The 17,879-nt window shown below is 26.6% G+C and carries 9 protein-coding genes; 3 read left to right on the top strand and 6 right to left on the bottom strand.

Translation table 11 applies throughout. The features are described 5' to 3' along the window. Window positions 1-36: 36 nt before the first annotated feature. The 4 genes from L3B98_RS17660 to L3B98_RS17645 all read right to left on the bottom strand — a co-directional run bounded on the left by L3B98_RS17660 (window position 37) and on the right by L3B98_RS17645 (window position 7,851). On the bottom strand, window positions 37-3,822 hold the full coding sequence (locus L3B98_RS17660) for an amino acid adenylation domain-containing protein (protein WP_238917716.1): 3,786 nt from the start codon (window positions 3,820-3,822) through the stop codon (window positions 37-39). A gap of 14 nt (window positions 3,823-3,836) precedes the next feature. Then, a complete protein-coding gene (locus tag L3B98_RS17655; protein ID WP_238917715.1) occupies window positions 3,837-4,607 on the bottom strand; it encodes a thioesterase domain-containing protein in 771 nt (256 codons plus the stop codon). A gap of 39 nt (window positions 4,608-4,646) precedes the next feature. Beyond that, window positions 4,647-5,882 carry a crotonyl-CoA carboxylase/reductase gene (ccrA, locus tag L3B98_RS17650; protein ID WP_238917714.1) on the bottom strand — a complete coding sequence of 412 codons (1,236 nt, stop codon included), beginning with the start codon at window positions 5,880-5,882 and terminating at the stop codon, window positions 4,647-4,649. 148 nt (window positions 5,883-6,030) lie between these two features. Further along, complete coding sequence (locus tag L3B98_RS17645; protein WP_238917713.1) at window positions 6,031-7,851, bottom strand: class I SAM-dependent methyltransferase; 1,821 nt, start codon at window positions 7,849-7,851, stop codon at window positions 6,031-6,033. A gap of 478 nt (window positions 7,852-8,329) precedes the next feature. Here L3B98_RS17645 and L3B98_RS17640 point away from each other — a divergent pair, with 478 nt between their 5' ends. The 3 genes from L3B98_RS17640 to L3B98_RS17630 are packed head-to-tail and all read left to right on the top strand — an operon-like array spanning window position 8,330 to window position 12,655. After that, window positions 8,330-9,691 (top strand): efflux RND transporter periplasmic adaptor subunit, encoded by a 1,362-nt coding sequence (locus L3B98_RS17640; RefSeq protein WP_238917712.1) that lies wholly within the window; start codon window positions 8,330-8,332, stop codon window positions 9,689-9,691. A gap of 15 nt (window positions 9,692-9,706) precedes the next feature. After that, a complete protein-coding gene (locus tag L3B98_RS17635; RefSeq protein WP_238917711.1) occupies window positions 9,707-10,405 on the top strand; it encodes an ABC transporter ATP-binding protein in 699 nt (232 codons plus the stop codon). A gap of 24 nt (window positions 10,406-10,429) precedes the next feature. Next, window positions 10,430-12,655 carry an ABC transporter permease gene (locus L3B98_RS17630; protein ID WP_238917710.1) on the top strand — a complete coding sequence of 742 codons (2,226 nt, stop codon included), beginning with the start codon at window positions 10,430-10,432 and terminating at the stop codon, window positions 12,653-12,655. Window positions 12,656-13,762: 1,107 nt separating this feature from the next. Here the strand turns inward: L3B98_RS17630 and L3B98_RS17625 are convergent. Together L3B98_RS17625 and L3B98_RS17620 are read right to left on the bottom strand one after the other, a co-directional pair. Next, window positions 13,763-15,007: a hypothetical protein gene (locus L3B98_RS17625; protein WP_238917709.1), complete on the bottom strand. Its 1,245-nt coding sequence runs from the start codon at window positions 15,005-15,007 to the stop codon at window positions 13,763-13,765. A 228-nt stretch (window positions 15,008-15,235) separates the two neighbouring features. Continuing rightward, window positions 15,236-17,791, bottom strand: a complete 2,556-nt coding sequence (locus L3B98_RS17620; protein WP_238917708.1) for an SIR2 family protein — start codon at window positions 17,789-17,791, stop codon at window positions 15,236-15,238. Window positions 17,792-17,879: the final 88 nt, after the last annotated feature.

Here is a 17,879-nt window from a genome sequence, read left to right as displayed (position 1 = left end):
AATGCTATTTTTCTAAAAGCTAATTTTCTCTGAATCTTATAAATCATACTCTTTTAAAGCTGCTGTAGGTTTATTTACAACCTCTTCAAAAATATCTTTCATAAGATATACAAAATCTTCTATCTCTTCGTCATCAAAAAGATTTCTCTTATAATAGAAAGTTAAATATTCTTCATCTGGTTCAGATTGAATAAAGAAAGTAAAATCAGCTGGTGTAATTTCATTTGAATAGTCGGCAACAGTAAAACCTAGATTGGTCGATAATCTCTCATTTTTTATATACTCGATCAAAATTCTATATGGTAATTTGTGATATTTTCGATCAACTGTTGTCTCTTTTAAAATCATCTCAAAAGGTAGTGCTTGATGTTCATATAATTCGTTTATTGTTTTCTTAGTTTTTTTTGCTAATTCAATAAAACTATCATTTTTAGAAACTTCTGTTCTTATTAGTGAAGCAAAAGCAAAATTTCCTAGAGAGTCTTGTATTTCACTTCTATCCCTTCCTACAGTTGCAGTACCTATTGCAATATCATCAATATCATATATATAATTTAAAAATATATAGAATAATGCAGCATATCCAGCATACATGGAAATATTAATAGTTTTACACAACTCAGAAAATGCTTTTATATTTTTTGAAGGAATAGAAATCCTCATACCATTCCCCTCATAATCTCCATATTTACTATTTTCTTTTTTAGGGAATTCAATTATATTCATATTACCCTGAAGTTTTTTCTCCCAATATTCAACGTCACTATAGTATCCCTTTTTCTCAAATTCTTCTCTCTGCCACATTGCATAATCTACACATGTAGTCTTATTTTCATCTGCTATAATCTCATTTCCATTTAGCAGCTCACTATATCTTTTATCTATCTCTTCCAAAATTATATTAATTGCATATGCATCTGCTAAAACATGATGTGTTCCGATTGTGAGTATTATAGAACCATCACCACTTTCACCTATTCTAAAATGAAATAAAGGTGCTTCATCTAATTTATATTCTCTATATGTTTCTTGATGTTCAAAGAACTTTCTCAATTCCTGCTCAGTTTTATCTAAATGTTTTTCATAGGTAATATCTGAAATAACCTCATCATATACTTTTTGATAAGGAACATAATCTTTTTCAATAATAATTGTTCTTAATTCTTGATTGTTTTTTATTACAATCTCTATAGCTTTCTTTAATATAGCAATATCAAGTGGCTTCTTATTTATTGATACACTAAGAACAACATTATATATAGGCTCAATTTTACTATTAAACCAGATTCCTTCCTGTGCAAAAGATAATCTAAGATTATCTTTGTCCTTTACCTTTGGTATTCCAATAATTTGCACTTTTTTATTTGATACTAATTCTCGTATAGAAGTGTATTTATAAATATCCGTAAAAGATAATTTAAGACCTCTTTTTTGGGCTTCTGATATAAACGCCATTACTTTTAAAGAATCTCCTCCCATTTCAAAAAAATCATCATCAACATTTATTACATTATGTTGTAATATTTTTTTCCATATATCACACATTGATCTTTCTAAATCATTTATAGGTTCATTAGTTGCATTTTCACAAAAATTCACTGGTAGTTCTAACGCATCCTTGTCCACTTTTCCATTTATTGTAAGAGGAAAGTTGCTTAATGTTATTATATAATTAGGAATCATATATTCTGGTAAGAACTTTCTAAGATATTCTTTGACTTTATTACAATCTATATTATTACCGGTAACATAAGCACAAATATATTTATCTGAGTTATTATTGCTGCAAATTTTAACTACTGCGTCATTTATCTGTTCATATGATAAAAGCCTATTTTCTATCTCATTTAATTCTATTCTAAATCCTCTAATTTTAACTTGATTATCCCTTCTACCTAAAAACATAATATTGCCATCCTGCATCATTTTTACAATATCTCCTGTTTTATAAAGATAATCCTTTGATATAAATGGCAATACTACAAACTTTTCATTAGTAAGCTCCGTATTATTTATATATCCTCTAGCAACTCCAACACCACCTACATATAATTCCCCAGAAAGCCCCATAAATTGTAAGTTACCAAAACAATCAATTATATATGCAGTTGAATTTGTAATTGGTTTACCAATTGGAATGCTATTTTCATATGGTTTGTCTACTAAAAAACATGTTGAGAAGGTAGTATTTTCTGTAGGACCATATCCATTTACAAGTTTTAGTGCTTTGTATTTATTAATAATTTGAGTTGCTTGCTTGCATGGCATTTTATCTCCACCTACAACAAGTTCACGCACATTTTTAAATAATGAAATATCATCCTCCACTAATAGTTTAAACAAAGATGGTGTTAAAAACATTATAGTAATTTTTTTATACTCAATAACAGATTTCAACTTTGATGTATCCAACATATCCATTTTATTAACTAAACAAAGTGTACTTCCATTAAGTAAAGCTCCCCATATTTCAAAAGTTGATGCATCAAACACAATAGATCCAGTTTGAAGAACTACATCATCTTCTTTAAATTCAACATAATTTGTATCCTTAACCAGTCTGATAACACTTTTATGTTCTACCATGACACCCTTAGGGGTTCCAGTAGTCCCAGAAGTATACATTACATATGCTAGTGAGTTGGGTGATGCTTTATATTCAATTGAATAATCATTTTCAACATATGAATCTTTACTAAATAAATCTACTTTCACTATGTTATTTGGAACTTTGCTTAATGTAGTTCCACCAACAATACATTTAACTTTTGCATTTTCTATAATATATTCAATTCTTTCTTGAGGATAATCGATATCAATTGGAAGATATGCACCTCCAGATTTTAGAATTCCCACAATTCCTACTATAGTCTCAATCTTACGTTCTGCAAAAATTGCTACTATACTTTCCTTAGTTACTCCCTTTTTAATAAGAAATGCTGCAAATTCATCAGAATAACTATCCAACTCCATATAAGTAATCGATCTTTCTCCAATGGTTACTGCAATGTTATCTGGATACTTTTTTACATTTTCTTTAAATAACGTTACAATACTTTTGGATGATGCATTATATTGTGAATTATATTCTGATAAAATCTTATGTTTTTCTTCTTGAGTAAGTAATTCAATTGTATTAGTACTTGCTTCCGGATTTTTTATTATCTGCTCAGCTATTCTTTCTAGATGGCAAACCATATTTTTTATTGATTTCTCGCTATATTTTGTTTTGATATATCTAAAATCTAAATTTAGTGATTCACCACATATTACTGTTAAAAATAAGTTATATTCTAACGAAATATTATTATTTGTTTCATTTATATCAGATTCAAAAGCAATGATATGATCAATAAATTTTCTCTTCAATATATATAAATTATTATCATTAGCTAATGAAGGTAAGTTATTTATATGTGAGTCTGCTGACTTCTGAATTTTATCTATACAATCTAATATCCTTATATTTTCTGTACAATCTACACGAACTGGTATAATAACATTAATATTTAATTCTCTATTGGGAGATTTTATTGATATTAGATTTCCAAATACAACATCTTTTTTATTGTTATAACGTTCAAGCATAAATCCCCACATAGCATTGAATAATACAGAAAATTCAATTTTTCTAATTTTTGCAAATTCCTTAATCTTCTTATAAATATTATTATTAAATTCTATGATACATCTTTGTGAATCATTATCTGAAACATTACCATCCTGATATAAATCAATATATTCATGATGTTCATATGAATATAGATATTCATCCCAATATTTATCTAGATTTTCGATTGCAACCAACTGTTTTGATTTCATTTGCATTGTACCTCCTATTTTGATAAATATTTGCAAATATCACTACATATTTCTTTCATATTTGCCTCATCTGAAATAAAAAAATGATTTCCATTAAATATGCGATATGTATACCCTAAATCAGTATATTCTCTCCAGTCATTCATCTTTTCCATTTTCATTAAATTATCATCTGTTCCAATATAATTTCGTATAGGTACATGAATAACCTTGTCATCTTCTGAAATAGTATAATTCTCTATTAATCTAAAATCATTCTTCAATATTTTTACGAAAACATCAAAAAATTCAGGATATTTTAAAATTTCATCGTTAATGCCTCCATACTGCCTTAACTTTTGGACAAACGCTTCATCATCTAATTTACTTAAATATATTTTTTCATTGTCTGCATCAATATGAGATGCAGATATAAAACATATTTTAGGAGAAATATTGTATTTCTTCTGAAGCTGTCTACATAACTCATATGCTATTATGCCTCCCATACTATGTCCAAATATTGCAAATTCATGGTCATCAATTAAATTAATTAATTGTCCTGCTATACCTTCGACTACCTTTTCACAATCTGTCATGCACTCTTCAGTAATTCTTTTTTCTCTTCCTGGTAATTGTACAGGCAAGATTTCTACATCTTTTCCAATAACCTTCTGCCATTTATAAAATATATTTGAACCTGAACCTGCATAAGGAATACATATCAACTTATATTTTGAATCCACTCTCTTAGAGCTGACTTTTATCCAATTATTTTCCATATTAACTTTCTTTCCCTTCTTCATATAAAAAATCATCATATAAGCTTGTCAGATTTCTAAATTCTACTTGAAGTTTTTTGCTCCAATAACAACTACCATATTTCCATCAGCTGCTGAATTAGTATATATATCCTGATGTATTTTAGGAATATCTTCAAACTGATACGTATTGATTTTAGGTATATTCACACATCCATCCATAATTAAATCTAGTAAACTTTCAACATCCTCAATTGTAGCTGCATGAGAACCTTGCAGTCTTTTAAGATTAAGCCAAAGATATCTTAAATCAAGCGAACCTATATATCCTGTTGTTGCACCACAAAGTACAACCATCCCTTTGTTATCACATACAAATATTGATGTAGGTAAAGTATCCGCTCCTGGGTGCTCTATTACTATTTGTGGATTTTTTCTTTCACCTACAATATTCCATATTTCTCGCCTAAATTTTAATACACTCTTTAACCATTTTTTATATAAAACTTGATTTTCACCTAATTCTTCTCCAAGAATTCCCCAATGTTCATATTTTGTTCTATTAATATATCCTTTTGCACCTAGACCAATGCAATATTTACCTCTTTCCTCAGTCGAAACAACCGCTATAGGAATTCCTCCTAATGCTTTCACAATTTGTATTGCCATGCTTCCAAGTCCGCCGGCTCCTCCCCAAACAAGTACTACATCCTCCTTTTGAATTTCGTTGCCCTTCCAATGATTGAGCATATTGTATGCTGTTGCACCTGTAGACGTAATCGAAGCTGCTTTTTCCCAGCTCAATGCTTTTGGTTTCTTGGTACATTGCACATCTAATACTTTAGAAAATTGTGCAAAAGCTCCCCAATTTCCTTCATACCCCCATATTCTAAATGAGGGACTTGTACGAGGATCATTAGCTTTTTTGTAAACTTTACAATTTTTATCATATTGAACTCCTATGCAGATTACTTCATCTCCAACATTAAAGTCCTTAACTTCATCTCCAACCGCATAAACAATTCCACTTGATTCACTACCACAAATCAAGAAGTCTTGTGGGTCTTCAAACTGATGATGAGTATTTATTATATCCTTTGGTTTCCCTATGGCAGCCCATACACCATTATAATTAATACCAGAAGCCATATTAAAAATAATTAACTCATTTGATTTTGGATTAGGAATATCTACAATTTCCCTCTTGTATGCATTGATAGGTTCCCCTAGCCTATCACTTCTTAATGTCCATGCATACATCTTTGATGGTACATATCCTAATGGTGGTATCTCTCCAACTTCATAAATTTCTTTCTTCATTCTTAACCATACTCCTTACATTTTCTAATAAATAATCTATTATAATAATTAGACTAAATTATATTCATTCTTATAATTACATTCTTATATCCGTATATTTTAGTATTACTACTCTTTTTTAATCTCTGTAATTATTACAGCTTAAATACTATAGAAGATCCATTAAATCGCTAATATCATTACTTCCAATTTTATTCTCTTCTTTACTTTCAATTTCTACGTCTTGCAAATCTATATCCTTAATACCTACAGATTTTATATATTCAGCAATATCAAAAACAGTCTCAAAACTATAAAAGTCTTTCATATTTAATTCCACCTTAAACTCTTGTCTTAATTTAGATATCAAAAGCAATCCTGATAATGAATCCAATCCTAGTTTTTGTAATTCATCGTTTATAGCTATATCTTCAACTCCAAATATTGTCTTTAAAATTTCAAAAAGCTTTGATTCTAAGTCATTAGTCACATCAATATATTCGTTTTCTCTTATATTTTGGGGATTATCTTTGTATAGTACCTCATCATTTTCAGATAAGCTTAACTTAGACATATAAGCATCAATATCTTCTTTATCAAATGAATTAATAAATTCTATGGAACATTCTTCATTTACAGACTGTAATTTTTTTAATAAGTTATTTTTTAATTGATTATATAGAATTTTATTATTATCTATATTTTTTTCATATGGCTTGAATGACAAGAAAACACCTGCATCTGATAGTTCAATTTCCTCTGGTAAAACTTGTACATTATTGAACCCAACATTTTCAAGTATTTTTTGCCATTCTTGAGGATGCATAGTTATCTTCTTTCCTCTTATAGGATCTTTTGTAAAATTCCACCATCCAGGAGACAAACCATATATCAAATTATCAATATCATGATCATCATAACTTTGAACTTGTGCACATATTCCTCCTGGAACTAACATTTTTTTAATATTTTTTAATGACTTCTCAATAGAGTTAGTGGCCTGTAAAACATCATAGCTAATGATAATATCAAAACTATTCTCATTGAATCCTTGTTGTTCTATATCTGCTGATATATCGAGTTTTTTAAAATTCATGAATTTATATCCATTCACTTCTGCATTAATTTTTGCCTTTGCTACAAATGATTGTCCAATATCAGTAAAGCAGTATTCTATATTATCAACGTCCTTAATACGAGAGAGAATTTTTGTTGTAAGTTCAGCAGTACCAGCTCCAATTTCAAGTATTCTTACTTTCTTCTTCTTTTTACTGACGAAATTATTTATTATATCCGCCAACACATCACCATATATATATCTTTTAGTTGAAAGCGGCATCTTGCTATCAACATCATCAAGCATATTAAATTCACCAGTTGGATATATAACCTCATTAGCTGGAATTTCACCCGAAAAAACTCTTTCATACTTTGAGGCGCAGTAAATTAATAATTCCACATATGGAGTAAATTTCTTTTGTTCCTCTGTAAAATTATCTAGAATTATTTTTGCTTCTGGTATATCTTCTATGGATTTTAAAACTGTTATTTCGTCATTATCATAATTTAAATATCCATTTTCTTGTAGAATATTTAAAAACTTCATAAAAAATGGTGTGAATTGCTCTTTTATATTTAGCTTCATCATTAATTCTTTAATATTGTATTTTTCTTTAGTTGATGAGAAAACTTTATTTTTAAAAATAACTGATGCACAACTTAGACATACTCTATCCATCATATGATATAAACCATCATAGTCTTTCCTAAGTTTTATCTGACATTTTTCCATAATTTGATTTTCAATTTGTAAATTTTCCTCTTTACTTTCACTACTATATACATTAATTGAAAATTCTTCGTCATATTTTTCGGATTTACATTCAACTAAAATAATTTTTTTGTTCTTCTTTAAATTAAGATATTTTGTTAATTCATATCTATTTTGACTTAAACCATTAAATATTATAATTCTATCTTTACATATCATACTTATCACTCCAATCCAAATATTCATTTACCAAAAGTTCTTTATAAATATTACAAATCTTATATGTATTTCCACTTATACACCTCACTTCATCAAAATACTTTTATATGAATTCATTGAATTTTATACTTGTTTTTATATTTTTTTCCATTTTGTGAACCATTTCATTATATCACTACTTCAAATCTAAGTAAATATTGTATTTTTTAGTAATTAAATATATATTCATGCAACTTTATAATTAATTTCAAATCAAAATATATTTGTCATACTAAAATGTAATATATTATATTTGAGGCAGCTGAATAGTTACTCCTTTATTGTCATATAAATTTTAACAACTATAACATTTATTTATAATTTGATTTTTAATTAATTAATATTGATTATTGACATCATTTAAAAGTTAAACTATCATGTAATTGTTAAGCAATATTGTAAAATTATTATATTTTTACGAAAAATAGGAGGTCTTTCTGTGTTTAAACCAATAGAAATCATTAAAAAAAAATATTTTTTAATATTGATTTTGTTTACCATTGTAGTTGTGGCTACAATAATATATTTCATTTCATCTATGCCTCAAACTATCCCGACTGATTCTTATCTACTGTTGCAAAAAAGCAATAATATAAACAGCCTAGATGTTAAAGGTTCTATTGAAAGTGAAAAATCTATTGATGTGTATTCAACAGTTAATAGCACTATTAAAAATGTAAATGTAAAACGAGGCGATTATGTTAAGCAAGGAGATATACTTGCAACTATAGATTCTACTGACTTAATGAATTCTATAAATAAACTAGAAGAAAAAATTAATACAAATAATGAAATAAACAAATCTACATTATCTAAAGCTAAAGACGCATATGATCATGCTTCAAAGTTAAGTATTGAGGATAATAATTCTGATATTGTACAAGCAAAAGCTGATATTGAGACTGCTAAACTTAACTTAGAAGACAAAAAAAAATCATTTGAAGCTTACAATACCTTACATGATCAAAATGGAATATCTGATCAGGATTTAAGAGCATATAAAACTGATTTTGAACATGCTCAAATTACTTATAATGCTGCACTTACTAAATTAGATAATCTTAGACAAGAAGCTAGTTTCAACTTAAAAAACGCTGAAACTGATTATAACAGTGCTCTTAGTAAATGCAATGATAAGTCTGACCAAATAGACCTTGATGAAAAGAAGAAACAACTTAATGAATGTAATATACTAGCTCCAATTACTGGTGTTATAACGCAAGTAAATGCAGTTGCTGGCAATACAAGTCTAAGTAATTTATTTAAAATAGAAAACACTGATGTTTTAAATGTAGTTGCTTCCGTAAATGAAGCAGACATTTCAAAAATTCAAATTGGACAAGTTGCTAAAATTAGAACCGACTCTACAGGAAATCAATTGTTTTATGGTAAAGTGTCTAAAATCAATCAGGTCTCTGAGAAAGACGATAATCAACTCAAGTTAGATGATGATTCTAATAATAAAGAATCTAAATATAAAGTAACTATATATACAGATAATCCAGTAGATGCATTTAAATTAGGAATGAATGCAAATATAAATATTATTTTAAATGAATCTCCAGATGTTTATACTGTTCCTTGTGAAAGTATTTTCAAAAATTCTGATGATAATAATTGCCTTTATATAGCTGAAAAAAATACTAATTCTAATGATTATACAATTAGACAAATTCCAGTAACTGTAGGTAGTCAAAATGATCTTTATGCAGAAATCAGCGGAGAAGAAATTACAGACAATCTTATAATTTTAACTAAGCCACTTGACTATAAATCTGGTAGTAAAATAAAAATCAAATAATAAGGAGTATTTATTATGTTTTTAAATGTTACTGATGTAAAAAAGTCATATGGTGAAGGAGATAGCTTAGTACAAGTTCTTAAGGGAGCTAGCTTTGATTTAGAGAAAGGTAAAATTTGTACGATATTAGGCCCTTCGGGATCTGGTAAATCGACTTTACTGAATATAATCGGAGGATTAGAAACTATCGATTCTGGAATTATAATAATTGATAATATTAATCTTTCAAATGCATCTCCAAAGGAATTATCAAGTTTTAGACGAAGCCATCTTGGATTCATATTTCAATTTTATAATCTCGTCCCTAACTTAACTGTTATGGAAAATGTAGAAGTATGTGAATATTTAACGAAAAATCCACTAAATAAAGAAAATCTATTTAAAACTTTAGGATTATGGGATCATAGAAACAAACTTCCAAAACATTTATCTGGTGGGCAACAGCAAAGGACAGCTATCGCCAGAGCTCTTATAAAGAATCCAAAACTTTTATTATGTGATGAACCCACTGGTGCATTAGATTATAAGACATCCAAAGAAATTCTTCAATTACTAGAGGACGTAAATAAAATATATGGTACTACTATTATTATAGTTACACATAATGATGCAATAAAATATATGTCCCATAAAGTAATTAAAGTTAAAGATGGCAGTATTGAGTCTGTATCTGAAAATTCGAATATACTTCCTGCTTCTCAAATAGAATGGTAATTCCATGAAATAAGGTGAATATAGATGATTTTAAATAAAAGAATTATCCGTGAATTCAAAGAAAATAAAATTAAATATATTGGTTTAATTCTATTGATAATATTAAGTTCAATGGCTCTTGTTGCTTTTTCTAATTCAGCAGACTGCGTTATTCAAATAGGAGAAAAAATAGCTAAAGAAAATAATCTTCAGGATGGCGAATTTCAGGTTAAATTTAAATTAGATAATTTTACTTTACAAAAGATTCATGATGTAGGTGTCACAGTAGATGAAAATTTTTATATTGACTACTCAATTAATAATGATAAAACACTTCGATTATTTAAAGAACGTAAAAATTTAAATAAACTTTCCATAGTTAATGGTAAGAATTTTTCTTCTGATCTTGATACTAATATGGATATAATTTTGGATGAACATTTTGCTTCAGTAAATAAATATTCTATTAATCATACATTAGAATTGAACAATTCCCCATACACAGTTATTGGATATGGGGTTGCTCCTGATTATTCTCTTGTAATAAAGAAAATTACTGACTCAAATGCATCACCTGAAAATTTTGGTATAGGTTTTATATCTTCTAATAATTTTAATAAATTTAATAATAATATAACTTATAATTATTCTTTCAAATTAAATGGATTTTCTTCTGAGAAATTTAAAAATATACTTAGAAAAAATGCTTCATTAATTTCATTTTTAAATTCTAAGGATAACCACAGAATATCTGGTTATATTGATGATAATCTTACAAATAAAAAGGTTGGCATTATTCTTGGAGTTGTTTTGATAATCATGATTTCTTTTATTATATCTGTATCAATTATTAATACAATAGATCAAGAAAGTGCTATAATTGGAACTTTATATTCTCTTGGATACTTAAAAAATGAACTACTCTATCATTTTTTAATTCTTCCACTGATTCTTGTCAGCATCGGTTCTGTTGTTGGAACATTTTTAGGTTTCCTTCTTGCCAGACCTCTTATAGTAACTTCAACTGAATATTACAGTCTTCCATATATTCCAACAATTTATACACCATCATTATTAATTCTAGGAATATTAGTCCCTATACTGATTGTAGTAATAGTTAACACTTATATTTTATCCAAACGTTTAAATAGTTCTCCACTACAACTATTACGTAATGAAAAAAAACAAGCCAAAATGAATACAATAACTATCCGTCATTTCAGCTTTATTACAAAATTTAGACTTCGTCAATTTTTACGTGAATACAAAAGTAATCTAATTTTATTATTTGGAATAATTATTTCAACATTTTTACTTATTTTTGGATTAGGTACTAATAGTGCTGTAAAAACATATATCCAAAATATAACTACTGAAAATAAATTTCAATATAATTATATTCTAAATTTACCTATTGAAATTACAGAAAATAATGACGTTGAAAAAACTACTGTAACAAGTTTATCAATTTTCTATGAGGATCTTGGCCAAAATATAGATTTAACATTCCAAGGAATTAAAGAAAACTCTAAATTTTATAACTTTAATATTAAAAATTCTGATCCAGGTATATATATATCTAATAATATCCACAATAAACTAGGATTAAATATAGGTGATACTATGTTTTTGAAAGATACTTCTAATAATAAGATTTATAACCTAAAAGTTTCAGGTATAGTAGATTACTCAACTGGTCTATATGTATTTATGAATAGAGAGCAAATGAATTTACTACTTGATAAATCTAAAAGTTACTTTAATTCTTATCTTTCAAGTAAAAAATTAAATATTAATGATAAGTATATTGCTTCTTTAGTAACAAAAGAAAGCCTCATTAAAAGTTGTGAAAATATGACTGCTTCAATGTCGGATGCTATCTTACTTGTAATTATTTTTGCAAGTATAATGTTTGTTATTACCATGTACTTATTACTAAAATTAATTATTGATAAAAACACTTATAGTATTTCATTATTAAAAGTTTTAGGATATACTCAAAAAGAACTAAATAAACTTTATCTAGGAAGTTCATTCTATGTCGTTTTAGTTTCTGCTCTTATTGCGATTCCATTATGTGCTAAAATAACAAAAGCACTATGGCCCAATTTAACATCCGATTTGCAAACTTATATGCCTATATCTTTAACTGGTTATGATTATTTATTTATGTTTATAATTATTTTTACTTCATACTATATTAGCTTATACTTTTTAAAAAGACATTTATATTCAATTCCTATGACAGAAGCTTTAAAAAATAGAGATTAATACAAATTATTACTTTTACGAAAGATAATTAATCTAAGCTTTTTTTAACACAATTTTTCCATAAACATCAGAGAATCGATGCATAACAACCATGTATTAAACATATTGTAAATGTTAATATGAAAGTGCATAAAAGTTCCAACATGGAAATGTAGGAATTTATGCACTTTTTATGTGTAGTTCTTTTAAGAATTTAAACTCTATTCTATTTAAACCTAACATATTATTAAGAATTAATTTACCATATAGTGATAATAATGGACTTAATGGACCACCTCGTGGCGTTCCTTCTTCACTTGTTACCGAAATTTAATTAATGAGAATTCCACTTTTGAGATATATTCTTTCTTTGATTTGTCCAAAGTTGTAAACCTCCTAATGTTCAGTCCTTCATCCACTATCCCATTTAGCAGAGTCACTATGACTTCTGATAAATTCAGTTATACATCACTGTATAAGTTGCACTTGGAAACTTAATTCTTTCAGTACGTATCTATCAGATCTCCCCAGGTAAGAACACGTACTTTCACCGATTAGCACGTGCTGAGCACACAAAAAAGCCGAACATTATTTGTCCGACTAATTTAAAATTTTTTATTCTATTCTACTTTGCTTTAGTATTATTTTATAATCATCTAGAGTAATTGAACAACATTAATAAAGATAATAATTTTTGCAATCATGTATTAAATAATCCTATAGCTAAGTTAAATCAAGCTATATCAGCATTATTTTAAGCGCAAATTTTAGTTTTGCCCCTTTTTTTGCCCCTTATAGAATGATATTAGATAATATATAACAAAATGAAAAGGTATTTAAATATATGTACCTCTTCATATATTTCAAAATTTATAAAAGCTTCATAATTATTAGATTATTCCATAATTTATTCACAAAAATTTAGATTTCCTCATTATAATAATAGTAATTTTATAGCCGAGTTCTGTATTTTAAAAACAGCATATTTTATTATACTTTATTGCGTCTTATTATATCCTATTGCTACAATATTTACATTCCAAATTGGATAGAATAAAATGAATTAAAGAGCGTTCCAAATGATATTGGGATTAAATTTAAATTTCAATGATATTAATTATTTTTTAATTAAAAATCTTCATTATATCTCAAATTTAAAACCTCACAACTATATTGGTTAAAATATTCACTATGCATATCTGGAGTTGTTTGATTAAATTGTTCATATGATTCATTATAGCCAATATACTGTATCAAACAAAAAAATAGAGTTGAATAATCAAAAAATATAGAACCATATGTAATCCATTTATACTTACTCATAAGAGGAATAAAAATACTATAAATTTTCTTATACATTATAAATTGTCTTTCATTTAAGTTAAACCATTCAGCATCTAATAATCTTTTTGTTTCATAATCAATTTTATTTAAATCATCTATATGATTAATCTCAATTTCATGTAAATTTTCTTCCATTGCTAATATAATTCTGCCTATAAAATTACTTAATATATCTGAAATTCTTATTGCAGCAACTTCTTTAGAATTATCTTGAGCTATTGAAAAATATTTTCCGTTATTTATTGCTGCTTCAAAAGTTTTTTGTTCTCTGTCTATATGTAAATGTACATCCTCTTGCTTCACATCAATACTTTGTAACATTAAATTGAAACCATCAAAAACTTCATTATAATTCCACAGATATTGTCTTTTTGAATATGTAATTAATTCACTTTTTTGTAATATACGTTTAATATCTTTTAATGCTTCAAGCTCTCTTCCTTTCTTTTTTATACCATCAATTTTTTGTATTACTTTGTTTAATATCTCTAATAAATTCTTATTAATTCTATAAGAATTTATCACTTTATTCTCCTGAAATAATTCAAGCAATAAATTCATGCATCTGTAATTATATAAAAACTTTATTAAAGAATATCTGAATGACAATCTATTAAAAAATATATTAGATTTAATATCTTTTAAAAATTCAGAAATAAAATATGAAGTTTTACTTAACATAACTATGTTAAACATTAAATCATTATCCAACACATCAAAATAATCTTCATAGAATTCAATTGTATCTTTATTAAATGAACGAATTCCATACTTAAAATTCTTTTTTTTTATAGTTGTACCTTTTAATTCTTCATTTAAACCAAACTTTTTTATAAATTTATTTTCAAAAACGCTAAAATTTTTATATAAAATTTTTAATGTTTCTTTTTTACATCCAATAAAAGTTCCTACATAAATATCACTTGCATCATTGGTATATATATTTATTTTATTGTCTTTAGTAACATCTATTTTTCTATCATGAAATGCTTCATCATAAAAGAAATACCATTTATCATAATTATTCATTTGTTCTCCTCCTATCTACATAATAGTTAACTATATTATAACAATTAATTATTAGTAAATATTTAAAACTAACAATTTACTATCCAATCCATTTGAAGGTGTGACGCAATTTAATTTGACGTTCCTTCGTAATAAAATTAACTTTAGGATAACCACTAACTCCAATAAACTCTCAAACAACTTAAAAATAATGTCTTTTCAGCAATATTATTAAATATAGTAAAGAAACTATAGCGCTTCAATAACTGGATCTTTATCATTCACTTCCAAATCAACTCTAAAATTGTTATTAACAAAGATTAAATATGGACTCGAAAAGTCCATTTTCAAGATTGACAGCTTGTCTTGTTTTTCAAGCAATTTATAGAATGCCCCTAAAACATTTTCATAATATGAATCATTATTTGCTGGTGTTATGCTCATTAAAATATTATTCATATAATGTAAATCTTCTATTGATGCTTCAATCTTAAACTTATTTATAAACTTGATCTTTTCTAAAATATAACAGTTAACTGAAAATTTTTTAGCTTTTTCTTTATAATACTCTTTGCTATTAATTAATTCTTTTATCTTTTCTTCTCCTTGCAAGAATAACGATAATGCTTTTGTATAATCGTTAGTACTATTTGCATATATTAAATAATTTCTTGCTATGGCATGTTGAATTTTAAAAGAATTTGGTCTTATTTTTGACGATATTTCTAAATGATTATATGCCTTTGAAAAATGACCATTTTTTTGTTCGTATAATCCTAGTTGAAGCCAATAATAACTAATATTTTTATATTGTTCTTTGATACTATAATAGATATTACCTATATCAATATTATTTAATTTAAACTTATTATGTAATACTTCTTCCTTCGAAAGGCATTGAAATATAATGTACCATGTATCATTTCTTTTCTCTCTAACAAATCTTGATACATATATCAACATATCAATTAATATTTTCGGTATGTTACTCTTTTCCTTTTTAAGGATATATTCGTTTAATAGACAGTTTCGAAGTGTCAATCCATCTGCATCCATTCTAACATAATCTACTATTTTCTTTGTTGAAGTATCAATTTCAGCATCGGCTTTTACTCTATTTCCATATTGTTCTGTAAATAATTCACGTGGATATGAATCTACATCAGCTATATCAAATATTGCCAATTCTGTTAACAACCTTCTCTCCTCTTCGGATAACTTATTAATTATTTTAACATTGTTAAAAACCTTTCTACGCATCCCTTCTCCATACGTTAAATCAACTATTAAGTTAACCATACTTTTTAATTTTAAAATATTGTGAATTATAGCATCAGAATTACTGTACGAAGTCATATATCCTAAATGTGACTTTTCTTCAAGCTTTTTTGCTATAAGAACTGCATCATCTTTAACAAAAATATCATTTTGCTTAAATTCAATATAACTATTTCCTTCTAAATAATATTTCTTTTTATGGTGATAGTATTCTCTTGAAGCCGTTAAAATAACTAATTTTTTGTCATTAATTTTAGCAGAAAATAATTTTTCGATTTCCTCATAGTAATAGCTTCCACCATCAACTAATAATGCAAATTTTGTATAAGGCGATTTATTTATATATTCAATAATTGAATTTCTTGACAGAAATCTTCCTCTATATTCTAGTACATCATATTCCTTGTTATCTAAATAATAACCTAATTGCTTTAACAAACAACTCTTCCCAGATAACACTGTACCATAAATACTAAAACAATTTATATTATTTCCCAAATTTAATAATTTTTCCAATTCATTTATAGCTCTTTTGTAATTTGTTTCCTCAAATGTCCATTCTTCATAAATATCTTGCCATTTGCAGTAATATCCTTCATAAATACTGCTTTCATATGGCTTAACATATGTTTTTTTTAAATCTGCTAATCTAATAATACCATTATAGTTTAAAGTTATTTTTGCTTTTTCGATTTCATTTGGTTTAAAATTAATCTTAGTAACAAATTCTATGAAATCTTTTGTTGTCCACTGAATTATTTTAGCTTCAAGTTCCTTTGCTCTGCTTCTTAGATAGCGACTTGGTTTGGGATCAATGAAAAAAAGTTTATTTTTTCTATATTTGCACCCTGCATCTTCATATTTTTTCAAATAATATTGAATATCTGGTTCATCCATACTTGCACCAATAAAAATAATATCTTCTTGCTGCATAGCAATTGAAAAATTATTGATTTTAGCATCTAGTATAGAGGTAGTTAATCCAAGATATTCGCTTTCTGAAAATACATATCCTTCATCTGGGCGATTAACGCAACCATGTAACTTGTATAACTCTGCTTTTCCTTCAGTAATAATAAATTGTTTCTTATTTTGAACTTGTAATTCTATTCCATTCATTTTATAAATATGTTCAACTAAATCATCAACATTCACAGTATATATTTTTTTCCAAGGATAGTTGGTAAATTTCAGATGGAATTTATCAGATCCTGGTCGAATATTTTTAAAACATTCTGTTAATAATGTTCTTAATTCAGTTTTTCCACCATATATACTATATACTTCCTCACACATTCTTCGTAGATTATAATTTGATACTTCCTCATAATCAGATTTATCCAATTCATCCTTAATCAATGTATCAAATATATATTGATTTAATCCTTTACCGTCCAATGCATCAACTTCACCCTTGGCCCCAATTGAGAATCCTGCTCCTAAAAACAACGTAGGTACAGATGACATTAATGTGGTCTTTAATTCCTCTATTTCCTCTTGATCTATTTGTGGTAATTCATTATTCATAATTTCATATATGAAATATCTTCAAAATAAATCATATAACCTCCTTCTTTTTGTATATTTGTTCATAATATAAACAATATGTACTTTA

The sequence above is a fragment of the Clostridium sp. YIM B02555 genome (assembly GCF_022320955.1).
Lineage (GTDB): Bacteria > Bacillota > Clostridia > Clostridiales > Clostridiaceae > Clostridium > Clostridium saccharoperbutylacetonicum.
Note: the sequence above shows the minus strand (reverse complement) of the source record. Positions and strands in the feature narration are given on the sequence as shown.

Excerpts from the sequence above, each read along its gene's own strand:
- L3B98_RS17655 (WP_238917715.1), bottom strand. The coding sequence starts at position 4,607 with ATGAAGAAGGGAAAGAAAGTTAATATGGAAAATAATTGGATAAAAGTC.
- L3B98_RS17630 (WP_238917710.1), top strand. The coding sequence starts at position 10,430 with ATGATTTTAAATAAAAGAATTATCCGTGAATTCAAAGAAAATAAAATT.
- L3B98_RS17660 (WP_238917716.1), bottom strand. The coding sequence starts at position 3,822 with ATGAAATCAAAACAGTTGGTTGCAATCGAAAATCTAGATAAATATTGG.
- L3B98_RS17620 (WP_238917708.1), bottom strand. The coding sequence starts at position 17,791 with ATGAATAATGAATTACCACAAATAGATCAAGAGGAAATAGAGGAATTA.
- L3B98_RS17645 (WP_238917713.1), bottom strand. The coding sequence starts at position 7,851 with ATGATATGTAAAGATAGAATTATAATATTTAATGGTTTAAGTCAAAAT.
- L3B98_RS17625 (WP_238917709.1), bottom strand. The coding sequence starts at position 15,007 with ATGAATAATTATGATAAATGGTATTTCTTTTATGATGAAGCATTTCAT.
- ccrA (WP_238917714.1), bottom strand. The coding sequence starts at position 5,882 with ATGAAGAAAGAAATTTATGAAGTTGGAGAGATACCACCATTAGGATAT.
- L3B98_RS17635 (WP_238917711.1), top strand. The coding sequence starts at position 9,707 with ATGTTTTTAAATGTTACTGATGTAAAAAAGTCATATGGTGAAGGAGAT.